The organism is Massilia sp. (genome assembly GCF_032106685.1).
In the GTDB taxonomy this organism is placed as follows: Bacteria; Pseudomonadota; Gammaproteobacteria; order Burkholderiales; family Burkholderiaceae_D; genus Telluria.
The window spans coordinates 81471-101374 of sequence record NZ_DAMCPG010000001.1 but is presented as its reverse complement, the minus strand read 5'-3'; the positions used below and the strand labels follow the sequence as shown (position 1 = coordinate 101374).

Here is a 19904-nt window from a genome sequence, read left to right as displayed (position 1 = left end):
TTTACGCCAGCGGCCTGGCGGCGAGCTGTTCGGGCGTCGAATAGATGGTGATGCCGTCGGCGGCGAGGCCTTGCAGGTGGTCGAAGAAACCCTGGGCTGGGATGAACCAGGCCTCGGCGTCGCCGACCTGGCCGTTCACGCGCAATCCGGCGCGCTCGAATTCGCGGCGGAAGTAGTCGCGCAGGTCCTCGCGCGCCGCGTAGTCGATGCGGCGCGCCGCCACCGCGCGGGCAAAGGGCCGCACCGGCACTTCCCAGCGCCGGCCGTCGCGGTCCAGGCAGGGGATACGGTAGGTGCGCTCGTCCCAGACCGGTTCCGGGAAGGCGTCGCCGAGCGCATCCTCGACCACGTGGTAGAAGGTCACCGGCCCCATCGACACGCCCAAGCCGAGCACCTTGGCGTTCTCGAGGCCGACGAAGCGCTGCCAGGGCGAACCCTCGCCGAAGATCGAGGGCGCCTGGTGGTGGCCCTCGGTCAGGTATTGCGCATGCTTGCCCCAGGCCGACACGGAATGGGTCGGGTGCACGCTGCGGTGGGTCGCCGCCTGGGTCAGGAAGGTCTCGGGAAGCCGGCCCATGTTGGTGCCGTGGCGGTTCGGGTCGAACACATAGCCTTCCATCTCGCAGGCGGCCTTGACGGTGCCGGCCGGCAGGTAATAGGTCGGCACCAGGAGGGTGCCTTCCGGCCCGACGGCGTCCTGCAGGGCGCCGACCACCGCCGCTGCGCCGCCCTCGACATAGCCCAGGCTTTTCAGCGACGAGTGCACGAACAGCGTGTCGCCGCGCGCGATGCCCAGGCGCGCCAGGTCGCGCACCAGTTCGGCGCGCGTGACGAGCCGGCTCGAGCGGCGGATCTGCTGTTCGTTGCGGCGCCGGCGCGTACTTTCCAGGACGGCCTTGACGATGTTCTTGAGCGGCTTAAGCATCGCTGACGCTGCCTGCCAGCGTGGCTTGCGCCGGTTCGGCCTGGGCCAGGTGGACCGATGCCAGTCCGGCCTTTGCCAGCTCGACCTTCGCCAGTACGGCCGCCGTCAGCTCGACTTCCAGCAGGTTGGCGTCGATGCAGAACTTGGCGGCCCAGTTCAGGTATTGCCACTGGCCGTAGGCGCCATCCACCGGGAACGAGCCCTTGATGCCGCCGGCCGCGTCGCCGGGGCCATCGAGGCGCACGGTGCGGCGCACGAAGGCGTTCAGGGTGCGGCCGGCGGCCAGGTAGCGGGCGTCGCCGGTCAGGCGATGCAGCAGGAAGTAGCAGTGCGCGATCTGCACCGAGCCGGTCAGGCAGACGTAATTCGCGGCGGCGCCGAAATGGCGGTCCAGGCGCCCGGCCAGGTAGCCGTCCTTGTCGATTGCCCCGAGCAGGCCGTTGGCGGTGCGCACCGCGGCTTCCAGCAGGTCGGCGCGGCCGGACAGCAGCTGGCCCTCGATCACGCCGCGCAGCACGTAGCCGATGGTATGGGTCAGGGGATGGTCGGCGTCGGTCAGGCAGTTCGAGGCGAACCAGCCGTTCGGCTGCTGCTTGGTGAGCGCCCACTCCACCTGGCGCAGGCCGGCGGCGCCGTAGCCGTGGCCGGGGGCGACGCGCTCGGCCTCGAACAGCCCCCACGACACGTGGGTTTCGTAGGCCTTTTCGCCCGGCTTGGCGAATGGCGTGCCGAACTTGCGCCAGCAGCCGTCGGCGTCCAGGCTGTCGCGCAGCCAGGCGGCCGCGCGGTGCATCGCGTCGAGGTAGCGCGCATCGCCGTATTCGGCGGCGCCGGCCGCCAGCCCGAGCAGGATCTGGCCCGTGTTGAAGGTGACCGGGACGCGCGGCTTGGCGTCGATCTTCCCGCCCTGGAAGCCGCCTTCGGCGAACTGGATCGCCACGCACCAGTCCAGCATGCGCCGCGCGCGCGCGTGCAGGCCGGCGTCGCCGTTGCGGTGCGCCATGGCGATCATGGTCGGGATGATGTAGCCGGTGGTTTCGGGATAGGACGTGGCCCAGCCACTTTGCAGCGAGAAGTCGCGCGCCACGCCGCCATCGTTCGACGCCGACTTGTCCTGCGCCATGCATAACCATGTGGTGCAGCGGGCGATCACGGCTTCGGGGCCGGGATCGTGCGCCGGCAGGCCCTGCATGTCCGCCTTGAGCTCGCTCTGGGCGAGGGCCGTCAGCGCTGGTTGCGGGGAAAACTGGTTCTTGACCGATTTTAGTAGTTTTAGCACTGGCGTCCTCGCATGCGGTTAGTGCCTTGAGCCGGCACGGGCATCCCAGTAGGCTATTCTGCCATGAGCCACTTACCAAAAATACATTTTAAAAATATATTTTTTAGTTAAGATAGTGATGAAGTGTAAGTACGCAACAGCGCTGCGCTTACCAGGAACGCAGCCAGTCGCGGGTCCAGTTCGACACCTGGTCCTGCCAGGGGCGGCGCGAGAAGGTATGGTCGGCCTTGTCGATTTTCTGCTTCGTGAAGCGCGGTGTCGCCAGCAGGCGCTGCCAGGCGCCGGGGCGCGCGGACAGGTCGGCGAATTCCTGGGCCGTCAGGTCGGCGCCGCTGAGCACCACCAGTACGCGCCCGCCGAAACGGGTCAGCGCCGCCTGCATGCGCTCGGGCAGGGGCGTATCGGTGCCGGCGGAACTGCCGGCGCCGGCGGATGCGGGTGCGGGGCGCGGCCGGAACGCCTTGCCAAGGTCGCGCCACAGCGAGCGCAGCGAGGCCTTCACATTGAACTGGCCGCCGGCGATCTTCTTCCACAGGCGCGCGTCGAACAGGCGCGCGCGGTAGTAATGCTTGATGGTGGCGCGCGCCGCGCCTTCCTCGGTGCGGACCCAGGGGTTGAGCAGCACCAGGCCGCCCACGCGCGCATCCTGCGGCGCGTACATCGCCGCCGCCGAGGCGCCGTCGCACAGGCCCCACAGCACCACTTCCTTCATGCCGGGCACTTCCGCGAAAAAGCGGTCGATCGCCGCGCGCAGGTCGTCCTCGACGTTCTCGAAGTTGCGCAGGTCTCCCTCGCTGTCGCCCATGCCGCGGTAGTCGAAGCGCATCGCGGGAATCCCGGCGGCGGCCAGGTCGCGCGCGAGCAGGGTGAACTGGCGGTGGCTGCCGGCGCGGTACTGCGGGCCGCCGACCACGATCAGGACGCCGCGCGGATGCGGCGCCGCCGGCAGGCTGACGATGCCGTACAGCCAGGCGCCGCGGCAGGCGAAGGATAGGGCGCGTTCTTCAGGCATGGGCGGAAAGGGTGAGGGCGGCGCTGGTGGCCGCGATCAGGTTGGGGCAGTCGACCGTCTCCGGCGCGGCCCAGAACTGCGGGCCTTCGGCCAGGTGCACCTCGACCCGGCTGCCCTGCAGTTTCCAGGTATCGACCACGCGCGCCGCCGCCGGCGGCAGCGGCCGGCCGGGCGCGGCGACGACTTCGCACCAGTGGATCGGGCAGCGCGGCGCCAGCGCGCGCGCGTCGGCCGCGTCGATGCCGTCGGCCAGCGTCGGCGACAGCGCATAGCCGGCGATCTCCAGCGATTCGCCGGCTTTCAGGCTTGCCCGCAGCGCTTCGGTGCCGCCGCTGTCGCTGCCGCCCTGGAGCAGTTCGCCCGCCAGGCGCAGGCGCAGGAACTGGTTCAGGTAGCCGGAACCGAGGGTGACCGGTTGCCACAGCAGCAGGCGTTCGGGCGGATTCGGGGCGCGCTGGGCGTGCGCGACCGCCAGCAGGGCGCCCAGGCGCAGGCCCCACAGGCCGGCGCCGCGCCCCAGCTTGTCCTCGATCCAGGCGCGCGCCGCCGCGATGTCGCGCAGCCAGCCGTCCCAGGAAGCGTCGCCGAAGTCGCCCGCGCTGTCGCCGCAGCCGTGCAGGTCGAGCAGCAGTACGCCGATGCCCTGCGCGGCCAGGGCGCGCGCCTGCAGCGCGGCCATGCGGCGCGAACGGTTCATCTCCTCGGCGAACGGGTGGATGTAGACCAGCGCGCCGCGGCATTCGCCGACCGGCGCATGGAACAGGCAGAAGCGCGGGCCGTCGGGCGTGTCGAGGAAAAAGGCGTCGGCGGGGGCGTGGCCGGGCGGCGTCATGGCGGCGTCGAGCAGCGTTATTCGGCGCGCTCGGCCACGAACCGGGCCAGGCTGCCGAGCGTCGCGAAGGTGCTGGCGCTGATGTCGTCGTCGTCGATGGCGATGCCGAAATGCTCGTCGAGCGCGCCGATCAGGGTGACCACGGCCATCGAGTCCAGCTCGGGCAGGCTGCCCAGCAGCGGCGAATCGGCATCCAGGGCCTGGCCGGCCGGGCCCAGGTTGAGCACGTCGATCAGGAGGGTTTTGACTTCTTCAAGGTACTTCATAAGCTCGTCGTCGGTGTTGGTGCCGGGCGGGTGCGCGATTCGAGCAGGGCGTGCAGGCGGCGCAGCCCCGGCCAGCGGTAATAGTTGACATGGTACATAGTGCGTACCTCGTCCGTCCAGCGCAGGTGCCATTCCATCACGCGGCCGTAGAACTCGAGCCGCGCGAAGCGTCCCTCGTCGAACAGGCGGCGGCAGGCTTCCTCGCGCATCAGGAGCGTGGGCGACAGGTTACTGGGCACGCTCTCGTCGTAGCTGGTCTTCAGCACCACGATGCTGGCCTCGTCCTCGACGCACAGGTCCATCGCGACCAGCTGCTCGCCGAAATAATAACGGTAAACGCTGGCGGCGTTGCGGCGGGCCAGCGCTTCGAGCATGGCGCGGTAGTAGCGGCCCTGGGCATTCCCGGCGTGCACCGCCGTGCCCTTGTCCGCCTTCCAGCCCGAGCTTTCCAGGCGGCCGTAGTCTTCCACCGCCTGCGCCATCGCTTCCGGGGTGCGGTCGACCTGCAGGCGCGTGACGACGCCCTCGCGTTCCAGGCGCGCGCGCTGCTTCTTGAGGTTGCCGCGCAGGTTCTTGCCGCGCTGGGCCCAGTAGTCCTCGAAGGAACCAGACAAGGTCACGCGCGCGGTGTCGATGTAGTCGAGGGTACGCACGCAGGCGCCGTCGAGCGGGCGCGGCATCAGCATCGGGTCCATTTGCGTCAGCGCGAAGATCAGCGGGAAGCCGGGCAGGGCGCCCAGCAGGCTGCGCGCCAGCGCCTCGGTGTCCAGGCCCGGCTGCTGCAGCCACAGGCCGAGCGGCGCCTGCGCCGGCTGGAAGGTGGCCCAGGCGCCGCGCCGGGTCGCGCGCACGATCGCCATCGCGCGCACGGCTGTGCCCTTCTTCTCGATGGCGAGCAGGTCGCCCGGGCGACCGAACTGTTCGACCAGGGGCGCGACGAAATCGAGGGCCAGCAGGCTCGTTGCCGGGCCCTGGGCATGCAGGGCGGCCCAGGCATCGGCATGGCGCGCGAATTCGCGCGCGGGCACGGTGCTCCAGCTCATACGCTCGCCTCCTTGCGCACGGCCGCGATGATCCAGTCGAGTTCGTCCTCGCGCAGCTCCTGGTGGCAAGGCAGCGACAACACGCGGCGCGACAGCATCGCCGCGTTCGGGCAGGTGGCGTCGTCCACGCCCTGCCACAGCGGATAAGCGAAGCGCGTCAGCGGCACGCCGCGCGCCTTCAGGCGCTGGAACAGGGCTTCCGGCTCGTCCACCAGCAGGGGGAAGACCCAGGGGCAGGCGCCGTCCGGCAAGCGCGGATGCAGGGCGCGCAGGCCGGGCAGGCCGCGCAGGGCCTCGTCCAGGCGCCCGTAATTGCGGCGCCGCAGCGCCTGGATGCGCGACGGCGACGCCGCTTTCAGCACCGCTTGGGAAAACAGGGATGAGCGCTTGTCGAGCCAGCGCGGGTCGAAATCGAAGCTGCTGTCCGAGGAAGCGGGCGCCAGCGCCGGGGCGGCAGTCTTGCGTCCACGCTTGAGCATGCCCCAGAGCGCGGCTTTGGCGCGCAGCGGCAGCCAGAGGGCGGCGCGCACGGCCGGCAGGCGGCCGTAGGCAAAGCCCCGTTCCAGGGAGTTCAATGCGACCTTGGCCTCGAAGCCGGCGCCGGCCGAGCGCAGGGTCAGGTTCTTCAAATCGTGGCGGCTGGATACCAGGGCGCCGCCTTCGTAGATCGGTAAAAATTTCATGCTGCTGGCAATCGCATAATCGCCCCAGCTGCCCAGGGGGCGGCCCTCATGCTCGCCGATGAAGGCGTGGGCGCAGTCCTCGACCAGGGCGATCCCGCGTGCGTCGCACAGGGCGCGGACCGGGGCGAGGTCTTGAGGGAAGCCGAAATAGTGGGTCACCATCACGGCGCGCGTCTCCGGGCCGATCCTGGCCGCCAGGTCGTCGAGGTCGACGCCGGCGTTTGCCGTCACGCGATAGAACACGGGCGTGGCGCCGCGCCACAGCACCGGCGGGATCATCGAGGGGCTGTGGTAGGCCGGCACCAGCACCGTGTCGCCGGCCTGGACGCCCAGCTCGCGCAGGGCCAGGGCAATCGCCACGCGCCCGCTCGTCACCAGCCGGTATGCCCCGGCGTCGAGCACGGTGTGCGCGCGCGTACCCGGTGCACGGCGAAACGACGCAGCGGACAGCACCGGCGCAAGGGGAATCGCGGGACCGGCGGCGGGAGACGCGGTGGAAGACGCGGTGGAGGGCGAATACGCAAGCATTGGACCAGTATAAACCGGGTGTTGAAAAATTTGCCACGAGACATGTCGGAAAACCAAATGGCGTGCTGCGGTCAAAAGCTGCAAGCTGTTAAGATTGCGGGCTGCGCGGCACCAGCGGCGCTATCCCACGAACCCCTTTTGCCATGGCTGACCTGATCCACGATTTCCTGTTCGATTCCGCGCGCCGCACGCCTGGCGCCGAGGCGCTCGTCCACGGCCCGGTGCGGCTCGACTATGCCGCGCTGGCCGCTGCTGTCGAAGGCGCGGCCGGCGCCTTGCTCGGAGCCGGCGTGCAGCCGCGCGAGCGCGTCGCCGTGTTCCTGGAAAAGCGCGTCGAGAACGTGGCCGCGATGTTCGGCGCCGCCCTGGCCGGCGCCGTCTTCGTGCCGGTGAATCCGCAACTGAAGGCGGAGCAGGTCGCCCACATCCTGGCCGACTGCAACGTGCGCATCCTGGTGACCTCGCCCGAGCGCCTGGCCCAACTCCAGGAGGCGCTGGCGGCCTGTCCGGATCTGAAAACCGTGTTCGTCACCGGCGCCGCCGCGCCGCAGCCGCAGTCGGCATATGCCGTGCGCGCCTGGAACGCGGCGCAGGCGGCGCCGGATGCCGCCGTGCTGGCCGCGCGCCGCGCGATCGATGCCGACATGGCCGCCATCCTCTACACCTCGGGCAGCACCGGCAAGCCGAAAGGCGTGGTGCTGTCGCACCGGAACATGGTGGCCGGCGCCCGCAGCGTGACCAGCTATTTGCACATCACGCCCGCCGACCGCATCCTGTCGGTGCTGCCGCTCAGCTTCGACTATGGCCTCAGCCAATTGACCTGCGCCTTCCTGCCCGGCGCGACCGCCGTGCTGCTGAACCACCTGTTCGCGAAAGACGTGCTGAAGGCCGTGGTCGAGGAGCGCATCACCGGCCTGGCCGCGGTGCCGCCGCTGTGGTTCCAGCTGTGCACCCTGCCGTGGCCGCGGGACTGCACGCTGCGCTACCTGACCAATTCCGGCGGCGCCATGCCGAAGACGACGGTGGCCAGCCTGCGCGCGGCCCTGCCGCGGGCCGAGCTGTTCCTGATGTACGGCCTGACCGAGGCCTTCCGTTCGACTTACCTGCCGCCGGCGGAACTCGAGCGCCGCCCGGATTCGATGGGCCGCGCGATCCCGAATGCCCAGGTGATGGTGGTGCGCCCGGACGGCACGCCTTGCGCACCGGACGAACCGGGTGAGCTGGTGCACCGCGGCGCGCTGGTCTCGCTCGGCTACTGGAACGACCCCGCCAAAACCGCCGAGCGTTTCAAGCCGGCGCCCGGCCAGGACCCGGCCCTGCCGCTGGTCGAGATGGCGGTCTGGTCCGGCGACACCGTGCGCATGGATGAGGAGGGCTACTTGTACTTCATCGGCCGCAGCGACGACATGATCAAGGTGTCGGGCTACCGCGTCAGCCCGACCGAGGTCGAGGAGGCGGTCTACGCCACCGGCCTGGTGGCCGAGGCGGTCGCTTTCGGCGTGCCGCATCCGCAGCTGGGCCAGGCCATCGTGCTGCTGGCGCTGCCGAAGGACGGCGCGCTCGCGAGCGCCACCTTGCTGAAGGAATGCCAGCGCCGCCTGCCGGCCTGGATGGTGCCGGCCCATGTGGCGCTGAGCCGCGAACCCTTCCCGCGCAACCCGAACGGCAAGATCGACCGCAAGACCCTGCGCCTCGATTACCTGACGATGTTCGACACGATCTCCGGAAATACACAATGAACGCCAAGCCCGTCCACGCTGCCCAGACCCTGTTCCCGGTCGTCGACGACTGCCTGCAGGTCGGCGGCATTCCCTTGCCGCGCCTGGCCCAGCGCGTCGGCAGCACGCCCTTCTATGCCTACGACCGGCGTCTCCTGAGCGAGCGCGTCGCCCATGTGCGCGCCCACCTGCCGCGGGCGGTGGAATTGCACTTCTCGATGAAGGCCAATCCGATGCCGGCGCTGGTGCAGCACATGGCGGGGCTGGTCGACGGCATCGACGTGGCGTCGAGCGGCGAACTGAAGGTGGCGCTCGACACCGGCATGGAACCCGGCCGCATCAGCTTTGCCGGCCCCGGCAAATCGGACGCGGAACTCACGCGCGCGGTCGCCGCCGGCGCCGTCGTGCACGCCGAGTCCGAGCGCGAGATCCGCGCGCTGGCGCGCATCGGCGGGGAACAGGGCATTGCGCCGCTGCTGGTCCTGCGCATCAATCCGGACTTCGAGCTGAAGGGGTCCGGCATGCGCATGGGCGGCGGGGCCAAGCAGTTCGGCATCGACGCCGAGGAAGCGCCGCGCATGCTGGCGCTGGCCTGCGAACTCGGCTTGATCGTGCTTGGTTTCCACATCTTCAGCGGCTCGCAAAGCCTGAAGGCCGAGGCCATCGTCGAGGCCCAGGCCCAGACCCTGCTGCTGGCCGAGCGCCTGGCGCAGGACGCGCGCGATCCGATGCGCATCCTGAACATCGGCGGCGGCTTCGGCATTCCGTATTTCCCGGGCGAGGCGGCGCTCGACCTGGCGCCGATCGGCGCCGCGCTCGAGGCTGCGCTGCCGCGCGTGAAGGCGAGCCTGCCCGATGCCCAGCTGTCGATCGAGCTGGGACGCTACCTGGTCGGCGAAGCGGGCGTCTACGTGGCGCGCGTCATCGACCGCAAGGTCTCGCGCGGCCAGGTCTTTCTCGTCACCGACGGCGGCCTGCACCACCACCTGGCCGCGTCCGGCAACTTCGGCCAGGTGATCCGCAAGAACTACCCGGTCGCGATCGGCAACCGGATGAGCGCCGGCGGTGCGCTGGAAACCGCCTCCGTGGTCGGCCCGCTGTGCACCCCGCTCGACCTGCTGGCCGACCGCATGGAGCTGCCGCAGGCGCAGGTGGGCGACCTGGTGGTCGTGTTCCAATCGGGCGCCTACGGCCGCTCGGCCAGTCCGCAAGGTTTCCTCAGCCACCCGGACGCGCCCGAAGTGCTGGTATGAGAGCGCCTAACAAAACCTCCATGGCTGCGTTGCAGCTCCTCGCCGTACAGGCGTACTGTCTTCGTCGCCGCGCCTTGCTCTGAAGGTTTTTTTACGGGCTCCAAGCTGTGCCGCGCATGCCACATGGGTGCAATCGTGTGGCCGCTCCTGTAAGATTTGCGATAAATTAATTGTTGCAGGAAAATAAACACAGTCGGTAGTCCGCTGTGTCCACCTGCGGCGGCTATAGGCGCACGCTTTGCGCACTCCCGGAACGGACCGGCTGCGGCCACCCAGGACCAAGACCATGCTAGCGCAACAGACTTCCAGCTTCGAATCCCGTTTGTCCGACCAGTTGCAGCGCGCCCTCGCGCTGTGCGCGGTCCATCTGCCCGACGCGGACGAGCGCGTGCGCGCCTTCCTCTCGCAGTTCGCCGACCCGCCGCCCTACGGCAGCTTCAAGGCCATACCGCCGGGCGCGCGCGTCCTGTACGACCAGGTGCTGGAGGAGCGCGGCGAGCAGGCCGGCGCCTGCTTCCTGCTGGCCGCCGTGCTGATGGGCGTACGCGCCTCGCTCGACGGCGAGCTGCTGGGACGCCTGCCGCCGCGCGTGCTTGCACACCAGCTGCGCCAGTTCGCGCGCATCGCCAACCACGACGAAGCCTTCCTGCCTTACTGCCGGCTGGACGGCGACGTGTTCCTCAAGGAGTTCGGCCTGGCCACGCTGCGCCTGTATGCGGGCGCCTCGAGCGTGATCGATCCGCGCGCGGGCATGGGCCGCTCGATCCTGTGGCAGGGCGGCCTGCTGCAACTGCCCGGACGCGCCCTGCTGTTCGCGCGCGCCGGCGGCTTCAAGCCGTATTTCGCGATCCACGTGAACCGCCTGTACCAGGACGAATTCAACGAGGAAGGCCGCAACGAGTGCTACCGCTGCTGCGTCGACCTCTACGACTTGCACCCGGACGCGCTGGGCATGATTGCCGGCAGCTGGTTCTACGACCCGGTGGTCGAGATCATCAGCCCGCATCTTGCCTACCTGCGCACGGTGCCGGAAGAGGGCGGCGCGCGCGCGCTGTTCGTCGCGCACGACGAGCAGGCCGTCAGGAACGCCACCGCCACCTCGGAAAAGCGGCGTGCGCTGCACGCCGCCGGCCAGTACCGCCCGGCGTCCTGGGCGCTGGTGTGGCCGAAGCGCGCGCAGATCGACTGGGCGCACCGGCACAGCAAGGACAAGAACGACTGACATGACGATCAAACAAGCCGTACTGCGCGCCGCCAAGTTCGCCGGCGTCTTCGCCCTGGTGCGCGCCGCCACGCGCCGCCACCCGCGCATCCTGTGCTACCACGGCGGCAACCTGGGCGACGAACGCCGCTACAACCCGAAACTGTTCTGCACCCGCGAGCAGCTGCGCGAGCGCCTCGACTGGCTGCGCCGCACCGGCTTCGTGCCGGCCACGCTCGACGAGGTGGCCGCGCCCGGCGCCGCGCCCAAGGGCGGGATTCCGGTCGCGATCACGCTCGACGACGGCTGGTACTCGTCCTGGCACGACCTGCTGCCGATCATGGCAGAGTATGGCCACCGTCCGGTGCTCTACCTGCACACCGAGGCCTACGAGGCCGGCGCGCCCATCGTTCCGGTGAGCGTGCGCTACATCCTGTGGAAGGCGGGCCCGGTCGAGGCGGCGCTGGCAGGCTTCGGAGAAGGCATGGACGGGACCTGGCGCCTGGCCGAGCGCGAGCAGCGCCACCGCCTGTGCGCGGCGGCCGAGGCCTGGCTGCTGGCGCAGGCGCCGCAGGACGTGGCCCCGAGCCTGGAACGCTTCGCCGCGGCGCTGGGCGTGCCGGCGGCCCAGCTCGACCTGGCCTCGCGCCGCTTCAGCTACATGACGCGCGAGGAACTGCGGGCGGCCAGCGCCAAGGGCTGCGCGATCGAGCTGCACGGCCACCTGCACGAATACGTGCCGGGCGAGCCCGAGCGCAACCGCGCGAACATCGAGAAATGCCGCGAGAAGATCGTCGAGGCCGGCCTGCCGCGCCCGACCCATTACTGCTACCCGAGCGGCGCCTTCGACGCCCAGGCGCCCGAGGTGATGCGCGCCGCGGGCGTATCGACCGCGACCACCTGCCTGCCGGGCCTGGTGCGTTTGAACGACGGCGACACCCGCTACCTGCTGCCGCGCTTCCTCGACGGCGGCGACGTCTCGATGATCGAGTTCGAGGCGGAGATGAGCGGAGTGCTGGAACTGCTGCGCAAGCTGACCGGGCGCTGACGCCCGCAGGGTTGAAGAAGAAAACGCGCCGAGGGCGCGTTTTTCGTAGGGTAGGCACGAAGTGCCGGCGCCTTACGTGCGCATCCTTTCTGCGCTGGCTGGAACGTTCGCCCGCTAACGTAAAGCTTGCCCCGGTTCGTGTCCATCGCATGCTTTGCGGGCGGCATATCGTCGCCTGTGACTGCCAGCGACGTGCGTAACGCGTGGGCACGGGTGCCCACCCTACGTTGCTGTCGATGGCGCGCGCCTTACCCCACCAGCTTGATATGGATGCCCGCCTTGCCGAGCACGGTTTCGACGCGCCCGAAGCCGTAGCGTTCCAGTCCGTGCGGCATTTTCGCCAGGCGCCACAGCAGGTACAGGGTGGTCGCATAGGTCAGCCCGCCGACCGCCACGCACAGCACCAGCGCCAGCACGTAGTCGAGGGTCACGCCATGGCGCAGCGCCAGCTGGCTCTTCACCGCCAGCACCACGCCGGCCATCGCCAGCGCGGCCAGCAGCGGACGCACCAGCTGGCGGCAGAACGTGGTCCAGCCCAGGTCCAGGCAGCGCGCGACCATGCTCTGGTTCACCGGGATCATCACGATGCCGGTGATCAGGTAGGTCCAGGAGGCGCCGATCACGCCGTAATGCTCCACCGCCGGGATCAGGAGCGCGACCATGATCACCGCCTGCACCGCCCACACGATGGTGATCAGGCGCGGCCGGTTCAGCGCCAGGTAGACGTAGGTGATGTTGGTCTGCACCGCCTTGATCACGCCGTGCACGGCCAGGATCTGGATCAGCGGGATCGCCGCCAGCCACTTCCAGCCCAGCGCCGCCGGCACCAGCAGGTCGGCCACCGCGAAGATGCCGATCCCGGCCGGGATCGAGAACAGGGCGATCGACGAGATCACCTTCAGGAAGCTGTCGCGCAGCAGGTCGAGGTCGTGCGCAGCCTTGGCGTAGCCGGGGAAGGCGGCGCGGTTGATCGGCGCCACCAGCTCGGTGGTCGGCATGGTCGCGATCTCGGTCGAGATCGAATGCACGCCGAGCGAAGCGGGGTCGGTGTGGTGGGCGATGATGAACTGGGCCGCGCGGTTGTTGACGAACTGGATCACGTTGTTCACCACCAGCCACTTCGAGGCGCTGAACATTTCGGCGCGCGCCGCCAGCGACAGGCGCGGACGGTAGGTCGACACCACATACGACTGGATCACCGACAGGATGGTGCCGGCCAGCTGGCCCAGCACCAGCGCCCAGTAGTTGCGCATGATGAAGGCGAGCGGGATCGTCACCACCAGCGTCGCCAGGCGTTTACTCAGCAGGAAGCGGAACTCCTTGTCGAAGCGCATCTCGCGCTGGAACTTGACGGTGCCGATGTTCGAGAAGCCCTGGATCGCGAAACCCAGCGCCAGCACGTACAGGATGGGCTCCAGGCGCGGCTCGTCGTAGTAGTGCACCGCCGGCACCGCCAGCGCCGCCAGGCAGATGCCGCAGACGGTGGCGAAGATCACGTTGAAGGTCCAGGCCGTATTGAAGTGGTCGGGCCCGGCCTTCGGGTTCTGGATCAGCTGGACGTCGAAGCCGAACGACACCAGCAGCTGCATGGCGGCGATCAGGATCATCGACATCGCGACCAGGCCGAAGTCCTCCGGCACCAGCATGCGCGCCAGGATCAGGGTGCTGATCAGGCCGATGCCGCGGTCGAGGAACTTGAAGGCGATCATCCAGACCGCGCCCTTGGCGATCTTGGCGTCGATCTCGGACACCGGTTTCAGGCTCATCGTGCGGCCTCGTCGAACAGGCGCGCCAGCTGGGCCGCCTTGTGCGTGCGCGAAGCGCCCGCGATCACCTCGTCGCTGGCGACGTAGGCGCTGCCGTCGCGCAGGCCGGGCAGGAAGCGCTCCAGCGCCGCGCCGATCTCGGCGGGGTTGTCGACCTGGGCGCTCAGCGTGAAGCCGGCGTTGCGCAGCACCTGCGCGGTTTCGCCTTGCGGGTCGACCAGGCCGAGGATGGGTTTGCGGGTGCGGAAGTACTCGTAAACCTTGGCCGGGATCTGGCTGTTGAAGGGCGTGCCCTGGAACAGCAGCAGGCCGTCGGCGGCCAGCATCTCGCCCAGGGCGTCGCGGTAGGGCACCGGCGGCAGCACCTCGACGATATCGCCGACCTTGTGGCGATCGACCTTGGCCTGCGTGGCCGGGATGTTGCCCGGCGCGCGCAGCACCACGCGCAGCGAGGCGGCGTCGATCTTGCCGGCGCTTTTGAGGGCGGCCAGCGCCGCCAGGAAGGATTCCGGGTTGCGCCCGGCGTCGTACAGCACGCCGCTGTGCAGCAGTGTCGTGCGCTTGCCCGCGGAAGAAACCGAAGCTGCCGACGGTGCCGGAGCGTTTGCCGTTGCCGCTTCGATCAGGCGCCCGAATTCCTCTTCGTCGTAGCCGTTCTCGATCACCAGGAACTTGGCCGGGTCGATCTCGGGAAAGCGTTCGCGGTAGGAACGCAGCGCGCTATGCGTGGTGAATACCGCGAAGCGGCAGCGCGTGATGGTCTGGCGTTCGATCCAGCCGTAGATGGCGCGCAGGCGCTTCGACGTCGGGTGCGAGGGCTGCAGCATCGGGTCGCGGAAGTCGGCGATCCACGGCAGGCCAGTCAGGCGGTGCAGGCCGAGCGCGATCAGGTGCGCGGTGGCGACCGGGAAGGTCGACCACAGTACCTGCGGCTTGTAGCGCCGGATCATCGACAGGCCGGTGGGCGTGGCGCCGAACCACCAGGAGACGTAGCGGTCGGGCATGGCCAGCGCCTCCACGTAGCGGCCCTTGAAGCCGAGGTGGCGCTTGGTGTCGAGCGCGAACGGGCGCCGCACCACCAGGTCGGGCGAGATCGCGGCCAGTTGCGAGGGATTCTGCACGCCGTAGGCGCGCGGATGGGCCGACAGCACCATCGGCTCCCAGCCGTGGCGGCCGAGGAGTTTCGAAAAGCTCAGCGTGCGCTGGATGCCGCTGCTTCCCGCCTGCGGCGGGAAATGGAATGCGATGAGTAATGCGCGTTTGTTCATGGTGTTTCCTTCGGCTTGCTGCCGAAGCCTGGTTACTGCGGGATCCGGCGCGGGCCGGATGCATGTCGTTCTGTTCCTTTAACCGCGCGCCAGCCACTGCAGCAGGCGCAGCGCGAAGCGCATCGGCGTCTCGTCCCACGGCCGGCTGCGCGCCAGCTGGTAGCGGTCGTGGTGGCGTGTGATCGCGCCCACCGCCGTGGTGAACCCGGCCTGGAACCCGGCCTCGCGCACCATCGCCACGTGGCGCTGATCGAAGTCCTTGCCGACCTTGCCGTTCGGGTAGGCGAACAGAGTCACGGGCTTGCCGACGATGGCTTCGAGCTCGCGCTTGCTGTCGCGGATTTCCTGCATCGCGCTGGCGTCGTCGAGGCTGGTGAGGATCGGGTGCGTCACCGTGTGCGCGCCGATCTCGATGCCGTTGCGGTCGAGGTTGACGACCATCTCGGGGGTCAGCATCAGGCCTTCCGAGCTGCGCTCGCCGACCAGGGTCTGCAGGCGCCCGACCAGGCGGCTGCGTTCCTGCGGCGGCAGGTATTTCGAGGCCTCGGTCAGGCTGCCCAGGGTGGCCGTGCGTTCGGGGATGGTGCGCAGCGAATACACGCCCAGGCCGAATTCGGCCAGGTCGAGCTCTTCCGCCGGCAGGGTCTCGACCGCTTCGACGATGCGGTCGTTCCACATGTTGCGGCCGTCGACGTAGCCGCTGCTGACGAACACCGTGGCCGGCAGGCCCAGGCGGCGCAGGACGGGCAGCGCCAGGTCGTGCACCGAGCGGTAGCCGTCGTCGAAGGTGATGCAGACCGCGCGCGGCGGCACGCGGCCGCTGTCGATCGCCGCCAGCGCCTCGCGCAGCGACAGCACGTTGAAGCAGCGCGCCAGCAGTTCCATCTGCCAGGTGAAGATACCGATGTCCGGCTCGGAACGCAGGAAGGGACTCGGCGCCGCCAGCACGCGGTGGTAATTGACGATCGCGACGCGGCCATTGCCGCGCGTGAGGCGGGCGATGGCGTTGCCGGTCGATCGAATGATGTGTTCGTTCATCAGTAGTGAAGATTCCGCAATATTGTCGTTATATTAACCCCTGCGCGGCTATTCGCCGGGGTTCAATCGTGCGGAGAGGGGAGTCTTGACGAGCACCGGGCGTGGTGAGCCGACGCCGGGGAGGGTAACACCAGGCGAAGCTGTTCCTGGCGCGGATGCGCCAGGCACAGCGGCCTTCATTTGCGCCAGCGTCGCCGGCAGCAGGCGCTTCTCGACCACCAGCACCAGCCCGAACAGGCAGAAGATCAGGTCGACGTACGCGAAGCTGAGCGCGGCGCCGCCGAGGGCGAAGGCGAACACGCTGAGCTGGAGCATGGTGGCGAGCGTGCGCAGCCATTCCGGCGCCCCGGCGCGCTTGGCGCGGCGCGCGACGCTGCCGGCCTTGAAGAAGGTGCTGACCAGGCAGCCGAGGTACAGAATCAGTCCGCCGAAGCCCTGTTCGCCCAGCACCTGGAAATAGATGCTGTGCGCCGCGCGGCCGACCGTGGTGTTCGGCATGGCGTTGCCGGTGTAGAACCAGGGGTACGAGAAGAACTCGCGCGACAGCTCCTTCCACACCGGGAAGTATTCGAGCGACTTGAAACCGCCGCCGAAGAACGGATGCTGCATCGCCATGATGAACGACAGCTTCCAGGCCACCACGCGTCCCATGAACGAGGCATCCTGGTCGGCGGCCTGGATGGTGTCGATGCGGTTCGTGTAGTCCTGGCTGATGAAGGGCGTCAGGCCGATCACGAGGGCGACGATCAGGAAGGTCAGCAGCACCTTGCGTTCGCTCTTGACGTACATGTAGGCGCCGAGCGCCGCCAGCGCCAGGAAGCCGCCGCGCGACTGGGTGCCGATCACGCCGATCACCAGCAGCGCCATGGTGCCGAGCAGGCCCAGGTGCAGGATCTTCGACTGCTTGCCGTATTCGTTCAGCAGGTAGTAGCAGACCGGCAGCGTCATCACGAAGGCCAGCGACAGTTCGTTGCGGTCGCCCAGCACGTGGCCGTTCATGCCCGCGATGTTGTGGCCGCCGCCGCTGGCGAGGAATTTCAGGGCCTCGAGGTCGGCATAGAAGCCGACCGACAGCACCAGGCACCACAGCACGAAGTCGACGTGCAGCTTGTCCTTGATGGTCAGCGCCACGAACACGAACAGCATCACCACCTTGAAGAAGCGGATCCAGTATTCCATCGACACCTCGCGCGGCGATAGGCTGGTGAAGGTGCTGATGGTGGTCCACAGGAAGAACAGCAGCACGAAGCTGCCGATCATGCCCAGGTGGACCTTGGGCTTGTGTTTCCAGGCCAGGTAGCCGAGGATCGCCACCGCCGTGAACAGCAGGTTGTAGCGGATGCTCGAGGCGATGCCGTAGACCCAGCCGTTGGGGAAGAACAGCGCGGTCCAGACCCACATGCCGACCGCGATGAAGGGGCGCTGCGCCATCGCGTACAGCATGATCGGCAGCAGCGACAGCAGGAAGAGGTCACGCATGGCCGCTCTCCTGTCGTGCCTGGACTGCCTGCTGGCGCGCCAGGGCGGCGGCCTGCTCGGCTTCCTTCGTTTTACGCTTGTCGGTCTTCAAGGCCCACAGGCAGAGGTAGACCACGGCGCACAGGTCGATTGCCCACAGAAGAGATTCCATCGTTCAGTCCTTGTCAGGTTCGGGCCAGCACCAGGTTGCCGGCGCGGCGCGCCAGGACCTCGTCGAACAGGCGGATCTGGCCTGCGGTCGTGTCGTCCCAGCTGAAGCGTTCGGCGTAGCGGCGCGTCGCCGCGCGGTCGGGGTAGTTGGCGCGGAGAAGTGTGACGGCGTCGGCCACGCCCTGGTAGCTGCGCTCGCGCATCAGGACGCCCGCTTCCGGCGCGGCCACCACTTCCGGCGTGCCGTAGACGCGGCTGGCGACCACCGGCGTGCCGCAGGCCATGGCTTCGAGCAGCACGTTGGCCCAGCCCTCGCGGCTCGACGACAGCACCAGCGCGTCGGCGGCGCCGTAGTGCGCGCGCAGCTGCGCCTGCGGCACCGCGCCCAGGAAGCTCACGCGGTCCAGCACCTGCAGCTCGCGCGCCAGGTTCTCCAGCTTGGCGCGGTCCGGGCCGTCGCCGGCCAGCACCAGGCGCACGTCGGGCAGCAGCGGCAGCGCGCCGATGATCAGGTCCTGGGCCTTGACCGGCACCAGGTGGCCCACCGCCAGCAGCGTGAACATCGGGTTGGCTGTGCGCTCGGTGGGGCGGAACAGCTGCAGGTCGACGCCGTTGCGCAGCGAGACCACGCGGTCGGCATCGATCCCCATCGCCACCACTTCGTCGCGCAGGGCGTTGCAGACCGTGATGACGGCGTCGGCGCGGCGCGCCGCCCACAGGATCTGGCGGCGCGGCAGCGCATAGCCCGGGAACAGGGTGATGTCGGAGCCGCGCGCGGTGATCACCAGCGGCTTGTTGAAGTAGCGCGCCAGCATGGCCGCGGCCACGCCGTCGGGGTAGAAATAATGGGCGTCGATCAGGTCGAAGTCGAAACCTTCGTCGATCAGGCGGCCGATCGCAGGCTTTACCGCCTGCGCCAGCAGGAAGGGGGCGATGCTCATGCCGACTTTCGGCAGCACCGGGTAGCGCGGGTGCGCCACCTCGATCCCGTGGCGCACTTCGTGGCGCGGCGCTTTCGCGAAGCGCGCGTAGTTGCCGAAGCGCGGATTGGTCGAGGGGAACCAGGGAATCGGCGCCACCACGCGCGATTGCACCCGGCCGCTGGCGACCAGGTGGCGCAGGCGCGTCTCGACAAAGATGCCGTGGCCGGGTTTTTCGCTGTTCGGGAACAGGGTACTGAAGGTCAGGATCTTCATGCAGCCTTCAATCCGGTCACCTGGCCATAGATGTTCTTGTAGCGCGACACGCTCACCGGCCAGTTGCGCTCGGTTTCGACGTAGGCGCGCCCGGCCGAACGCAGCGCCGGCCACAGCATCTGCGCATCGAGCAGGTCGCCGACCTTGGCCGCCAGCGAGGCCGGGTCGTCCGGCGCGAACAGCACGCCGGTCTTGCCGTCGACGATCAGCTCGCGGTGGCCGCCCACGCTCGACGCGGCCAGGATGCGCCCTTGCGCCATCGCTTCCAGCGGTTTCAAAGGGGTGACCAGGTCGGTCAGGCGCATCGACAAGCGCGGGTAGACCAGCACGTCGAGCAGGTCGTAGTACTTCTGCACCTGGTCGTGCGGCACGCGGCCGGTGAACACCACCTTGTCGGCGATGCCGAGCTCCTGCGCCAGCTGGCGCAGGTTGGCGTCCTGCGGACCGCCGCCAACCAGCAGCACGCGCAGGTCGGGGTGGCGCTGCGACAGCGCCGGCACCGCGCGCAGCAGCACGTCCAGGCCTTCGTAGGCATAGAACGAGCCGATGAAGCCGATCAGGCGGTTCTGTTCCAGGCCCAGCTTGCGCTTGAGGTCCAGGTCGGCCTGGCCGCCGACGGCGAACTTGTCGATGTCGACCGCGTTCGGGATCACCGTGACCTTCGAGGCCGGAATGCCGCGCGCGACGATGTCGCCGCGCAGGCCTTCGCAGATGGTCGTCACCGCATCGGCGCGTTTCAGGGCGTAGGTTTCCAGGCCGCGCGTGAGTTTGTAGCGCAGGCCGTTCTCGGTGCTGGTGCCGTGGTCGACCGCGGCGTCTTCCCAGAAGGCGCGCACCTCGTACACCACCGGGATGCCGAACTTGCGGCCGGCGCGCAGGGCGGCGATCGCGTTCAGGCAGGGGGAATGGGCGTGCAGGACGTCGGGCTTGATGGCCGGGATGATCTCGCTTAAGCGTTTTTCCAGGCCGCGGATCACCTCCAGCTGGTTCAGCACCGGCATCTTCGCCAGCGCGCCGGTCGATTTCGGGGTGCGGTAGAAGTGCAGGCCGTCGGCGGTTTCCTCGAGCAGGTCGTTGCCGCCCTGGTGCTTGGCGCCGGTGACGTGGAAGGTTTCCCAACCCAGCGCGCGCTGCTCGCGCAGGATCGAGGCGGTGCGGAAGGTATAGCCGCTGTGCAGCGGAATCGAATGGTCGAGGACGTGAAGGACACGCATGTGAT

18 protein-coding genes are annotated in these 19904 nt (G+C 68.8%); 4 read left to right on the top strand and 14 right to left on the bottom strand.

The window, feature by feature from the left end:
• Position 1: 1 nt before the first annotated feature.
• From RT688_RS00445 to RT688_RS00415, 7 genes are all read right to left on the bottom strand, one after another.
• Entirely contained in the window at positions 2-925 is a 924-nt protein-coding gene (locus RT688_RS00445) for an AAC(3) family N-acetyltransferase (RefSeq protein WP_313702887.1), read from the bottom strand.
• A complete protein-coding gene (locus tag RT688_RS00440; protein WP_313702886.1) occupies positions 918-2204 on the bottom strand; it encodes a hypothetical protein in 1287 nt (428 codons plus the stop codon). Before RT688_RS00440 ends, RT688_RS00445 begins: the two co-directional genes overlap by 8 nt.
• Positions 2205-2352: 148 nt before the next feature.
• Positions 2353-3216 carry a hydrolase 1, exosortase A system-associated gene (locus RT688_RS00435; RefSeq protein WP_313702885.1) on the bottom strand — a complete coding sequence of 288 codons (864 nt, stop codon included), beginning with the start codon at positions 3214-3216 and terminating at the stop codon, positions 2353-2355.
• Positions 3209-4048 carry a hydrolase 2, exosortase A system-associated gene (locus RT688_RS00430; RefSeq protein ID WP_313702884.1) on the bottom strand — a complete coding sequence of 280 codons (840 nt, stop codon included), beginning with the start codon at positions 4046-4048 and terminating at the stop codon, positions 3209-3211. Before RT688_RS00430 ends, RT688_RS00435 begins: the two co-directional genes overlap by 8 nt.
• Before the next feature lie 17 nt (positions 4049-4065).
• Positions 4066-4314, bottom strand: coding sequence for an acyl carrier protein (locus RT688_RS00425; RefSeq protein ID WP_312549687.1), 249 nt, complete (start codon positions 4312-4314; stop codon positions 4066-4068).
• Positions 4311-5357 carry a GNAT family N-acetyltransferase gene (locus RT688_RS00420; RefSeq protein WP_313702883.1) on the bottom strand — a complete coding sequence of 349 codons (1047 nt, stop codon included), beginning with the start codon at positions 5355-5357 and terminating at the stop codon, positions 4311-4313. Before RT688_RS00420 ends, RT688_RS00425 begins: the two co-directional genes overlap by 4 nt.
• Complete coding sequence (locus RT688_RS00415; protein WP_313702882.1) at positions 5354-6568, bottom strand: DegT/DnrJ/EryC1/StrS aminotransferase family protein; 1215 nt, start codon at positions 6566-6568, stop codon at positions 5354-5356. Before RT688_RS00415 ends, RT688_RS00420 begins: the two co-directional genes overlap by 4 nt.
• Before the next feature lie 143 nt (positions 6569-6711).
• On the opposite strand from RT688_RS00415, the gene RT688_RS00410 reads away from it, so the two are divergent.
• From RT688_RS00410 to RT688_RS00395, 4 genes are all read left to right on the top strand, one after another.
• Positions 6712-8307 (top strand): acyl-CoA ligase (AMP-forming), exosortase A system-associated, encoded by a 1596-nt coding sequence (locus RT688_RS00410; RefSeq protein ID WP_313702881.1) that lies wholly within the window; start codon positions 6712-6714, stop codon positions 8305-8307.
• Positions 8304-9539 carry a pyridoxal-dependent decarboxylase, exosortase A system-associated gene (locus RT688_RS00405; RefSeq protein ID WP_313702880.1) on the top strand — a complete coding sequence of 412 codons (1236 nt, stop codon included), beginning with the start codon at positions 8304-8306 and terminating at the stop codon, positions 9537-9539. The genes RT688_RS00410 and RT688_RS00405 overlap by 4 nt, the downstream gene beginning before the upstream one ends.
• Positions 9540-9825: 286 nt before the next feature.
• On the top strand, positions 9826-10761 hold the full coding sequence (locus tag RT688_RS00400; protein ID WP_313702879.1) for a hypothetical protein: 936 nt from the start codon (positions 9826-9828) through the stop codon (positions 10759-10761).
• Position 10762: 1 nt separating this feature from the next.
• Positions 10763-11788 carry a polysaccharide deacetylase family protein gene (locus tag RT688_RS00395; protein WP_313702878.1) on the top strand — a complete coding sequence of 342 codons (1026 nt, stop codon included), beginning with the start codon at positions 10763-10765 and terminating at the stop codon, positions 11786-11788.
• Positions 11789-12036: 248 nt separating this feature from the next.
• Here RT688_RS00395 and RT688_RS00390 read toward each other — a convergent pair whose 3' ends face one another.
• From RT688_RS00390 to RT688_RS00360, 7 genes are all read right to left on the bottom strand, one after another.
• Entirely contained in the window at positions 12037-13554 is a 1518-nt protein-coding gene (locus RT688_RS00390; RefSeq protein ID WP_313702877.1) for a lipopolysaccharide biosynthesis protein, read from the bottom strand.
• Entirely contained in the window at positions 13551-14822 is a 1272-nt protein-coding gene (locus RT688_RS00385) for a glycosyltransferase (RefSeq protein WP_313702876.1), read from the bottom strand. The genes RT688_RS00390 and RT688_RS00385 overlap by 4 nt, the downstream gene beginning before the upstream one ends.
• 78 nt (positions 14823-14900) lie before the next feature.
• On the bottom strand, positions 14901-15860 hold the full coding sequence (locus RT688_RS00380) for a polysaccharide deacetylase family protein (RefSeq protein ID WP_313702875.1): 960 nt from the start codon (positions 15858-15860) through the stop codon (positions 14901-14903).
• Positions 15861-15908: 48 nt separating this feature from the next.
• A complete protein-coding gene (locus RT688_RS00375; protein ID WP_313702874.1) occupies positions 15909-17339 on the bottom strand; it encodes a putative O-glycosylation ligase, exosortase A system-associated in 1431 nt (476 codons plus the stop codon).
• Entirely contained in the window at positions 17332-17490 is a 159-nt protein-coding gene (locus tag RT688_RS00370; protein ID WP_313702873.1) for a hypothetical protein, read from the bottom strand. The genes RT688_RS00375 and RT688_RS00370 overlap by 8 nt, the downstream gene beginning before the upstream one ends.
• A 13-nt stretch (positions 17491-17503) precedes the next feature.
• On the bottom strand, positions 17504-18685 hold the full coding sequence (locus RT688_RS00365) for a glycosyltransferase family 4 protein (protein WP_313702872.1): 1182 nt from the start codon (positions 18683-18685) through the stop codon (positions 17504-17506).
• Positions 18682-19899 (bottom strand): TIGR04063 family PEP-CTERM/XrtA system glycosyltransferase, encoded by a 1218-nt coding sequence (locus RT688_RS00360; RefSeq protein WP_313702871.1) that lies wholly within the window; start codon positions 19897-19899, stop codon positions 18682-18684. The genes RT688_RS00365 and RT688_RS00360 overlap by 4 nt, the downstream gene beginning before the upstream one ends.
• Positions 19900-19904 lie beyond the last annotated feature (5 nt).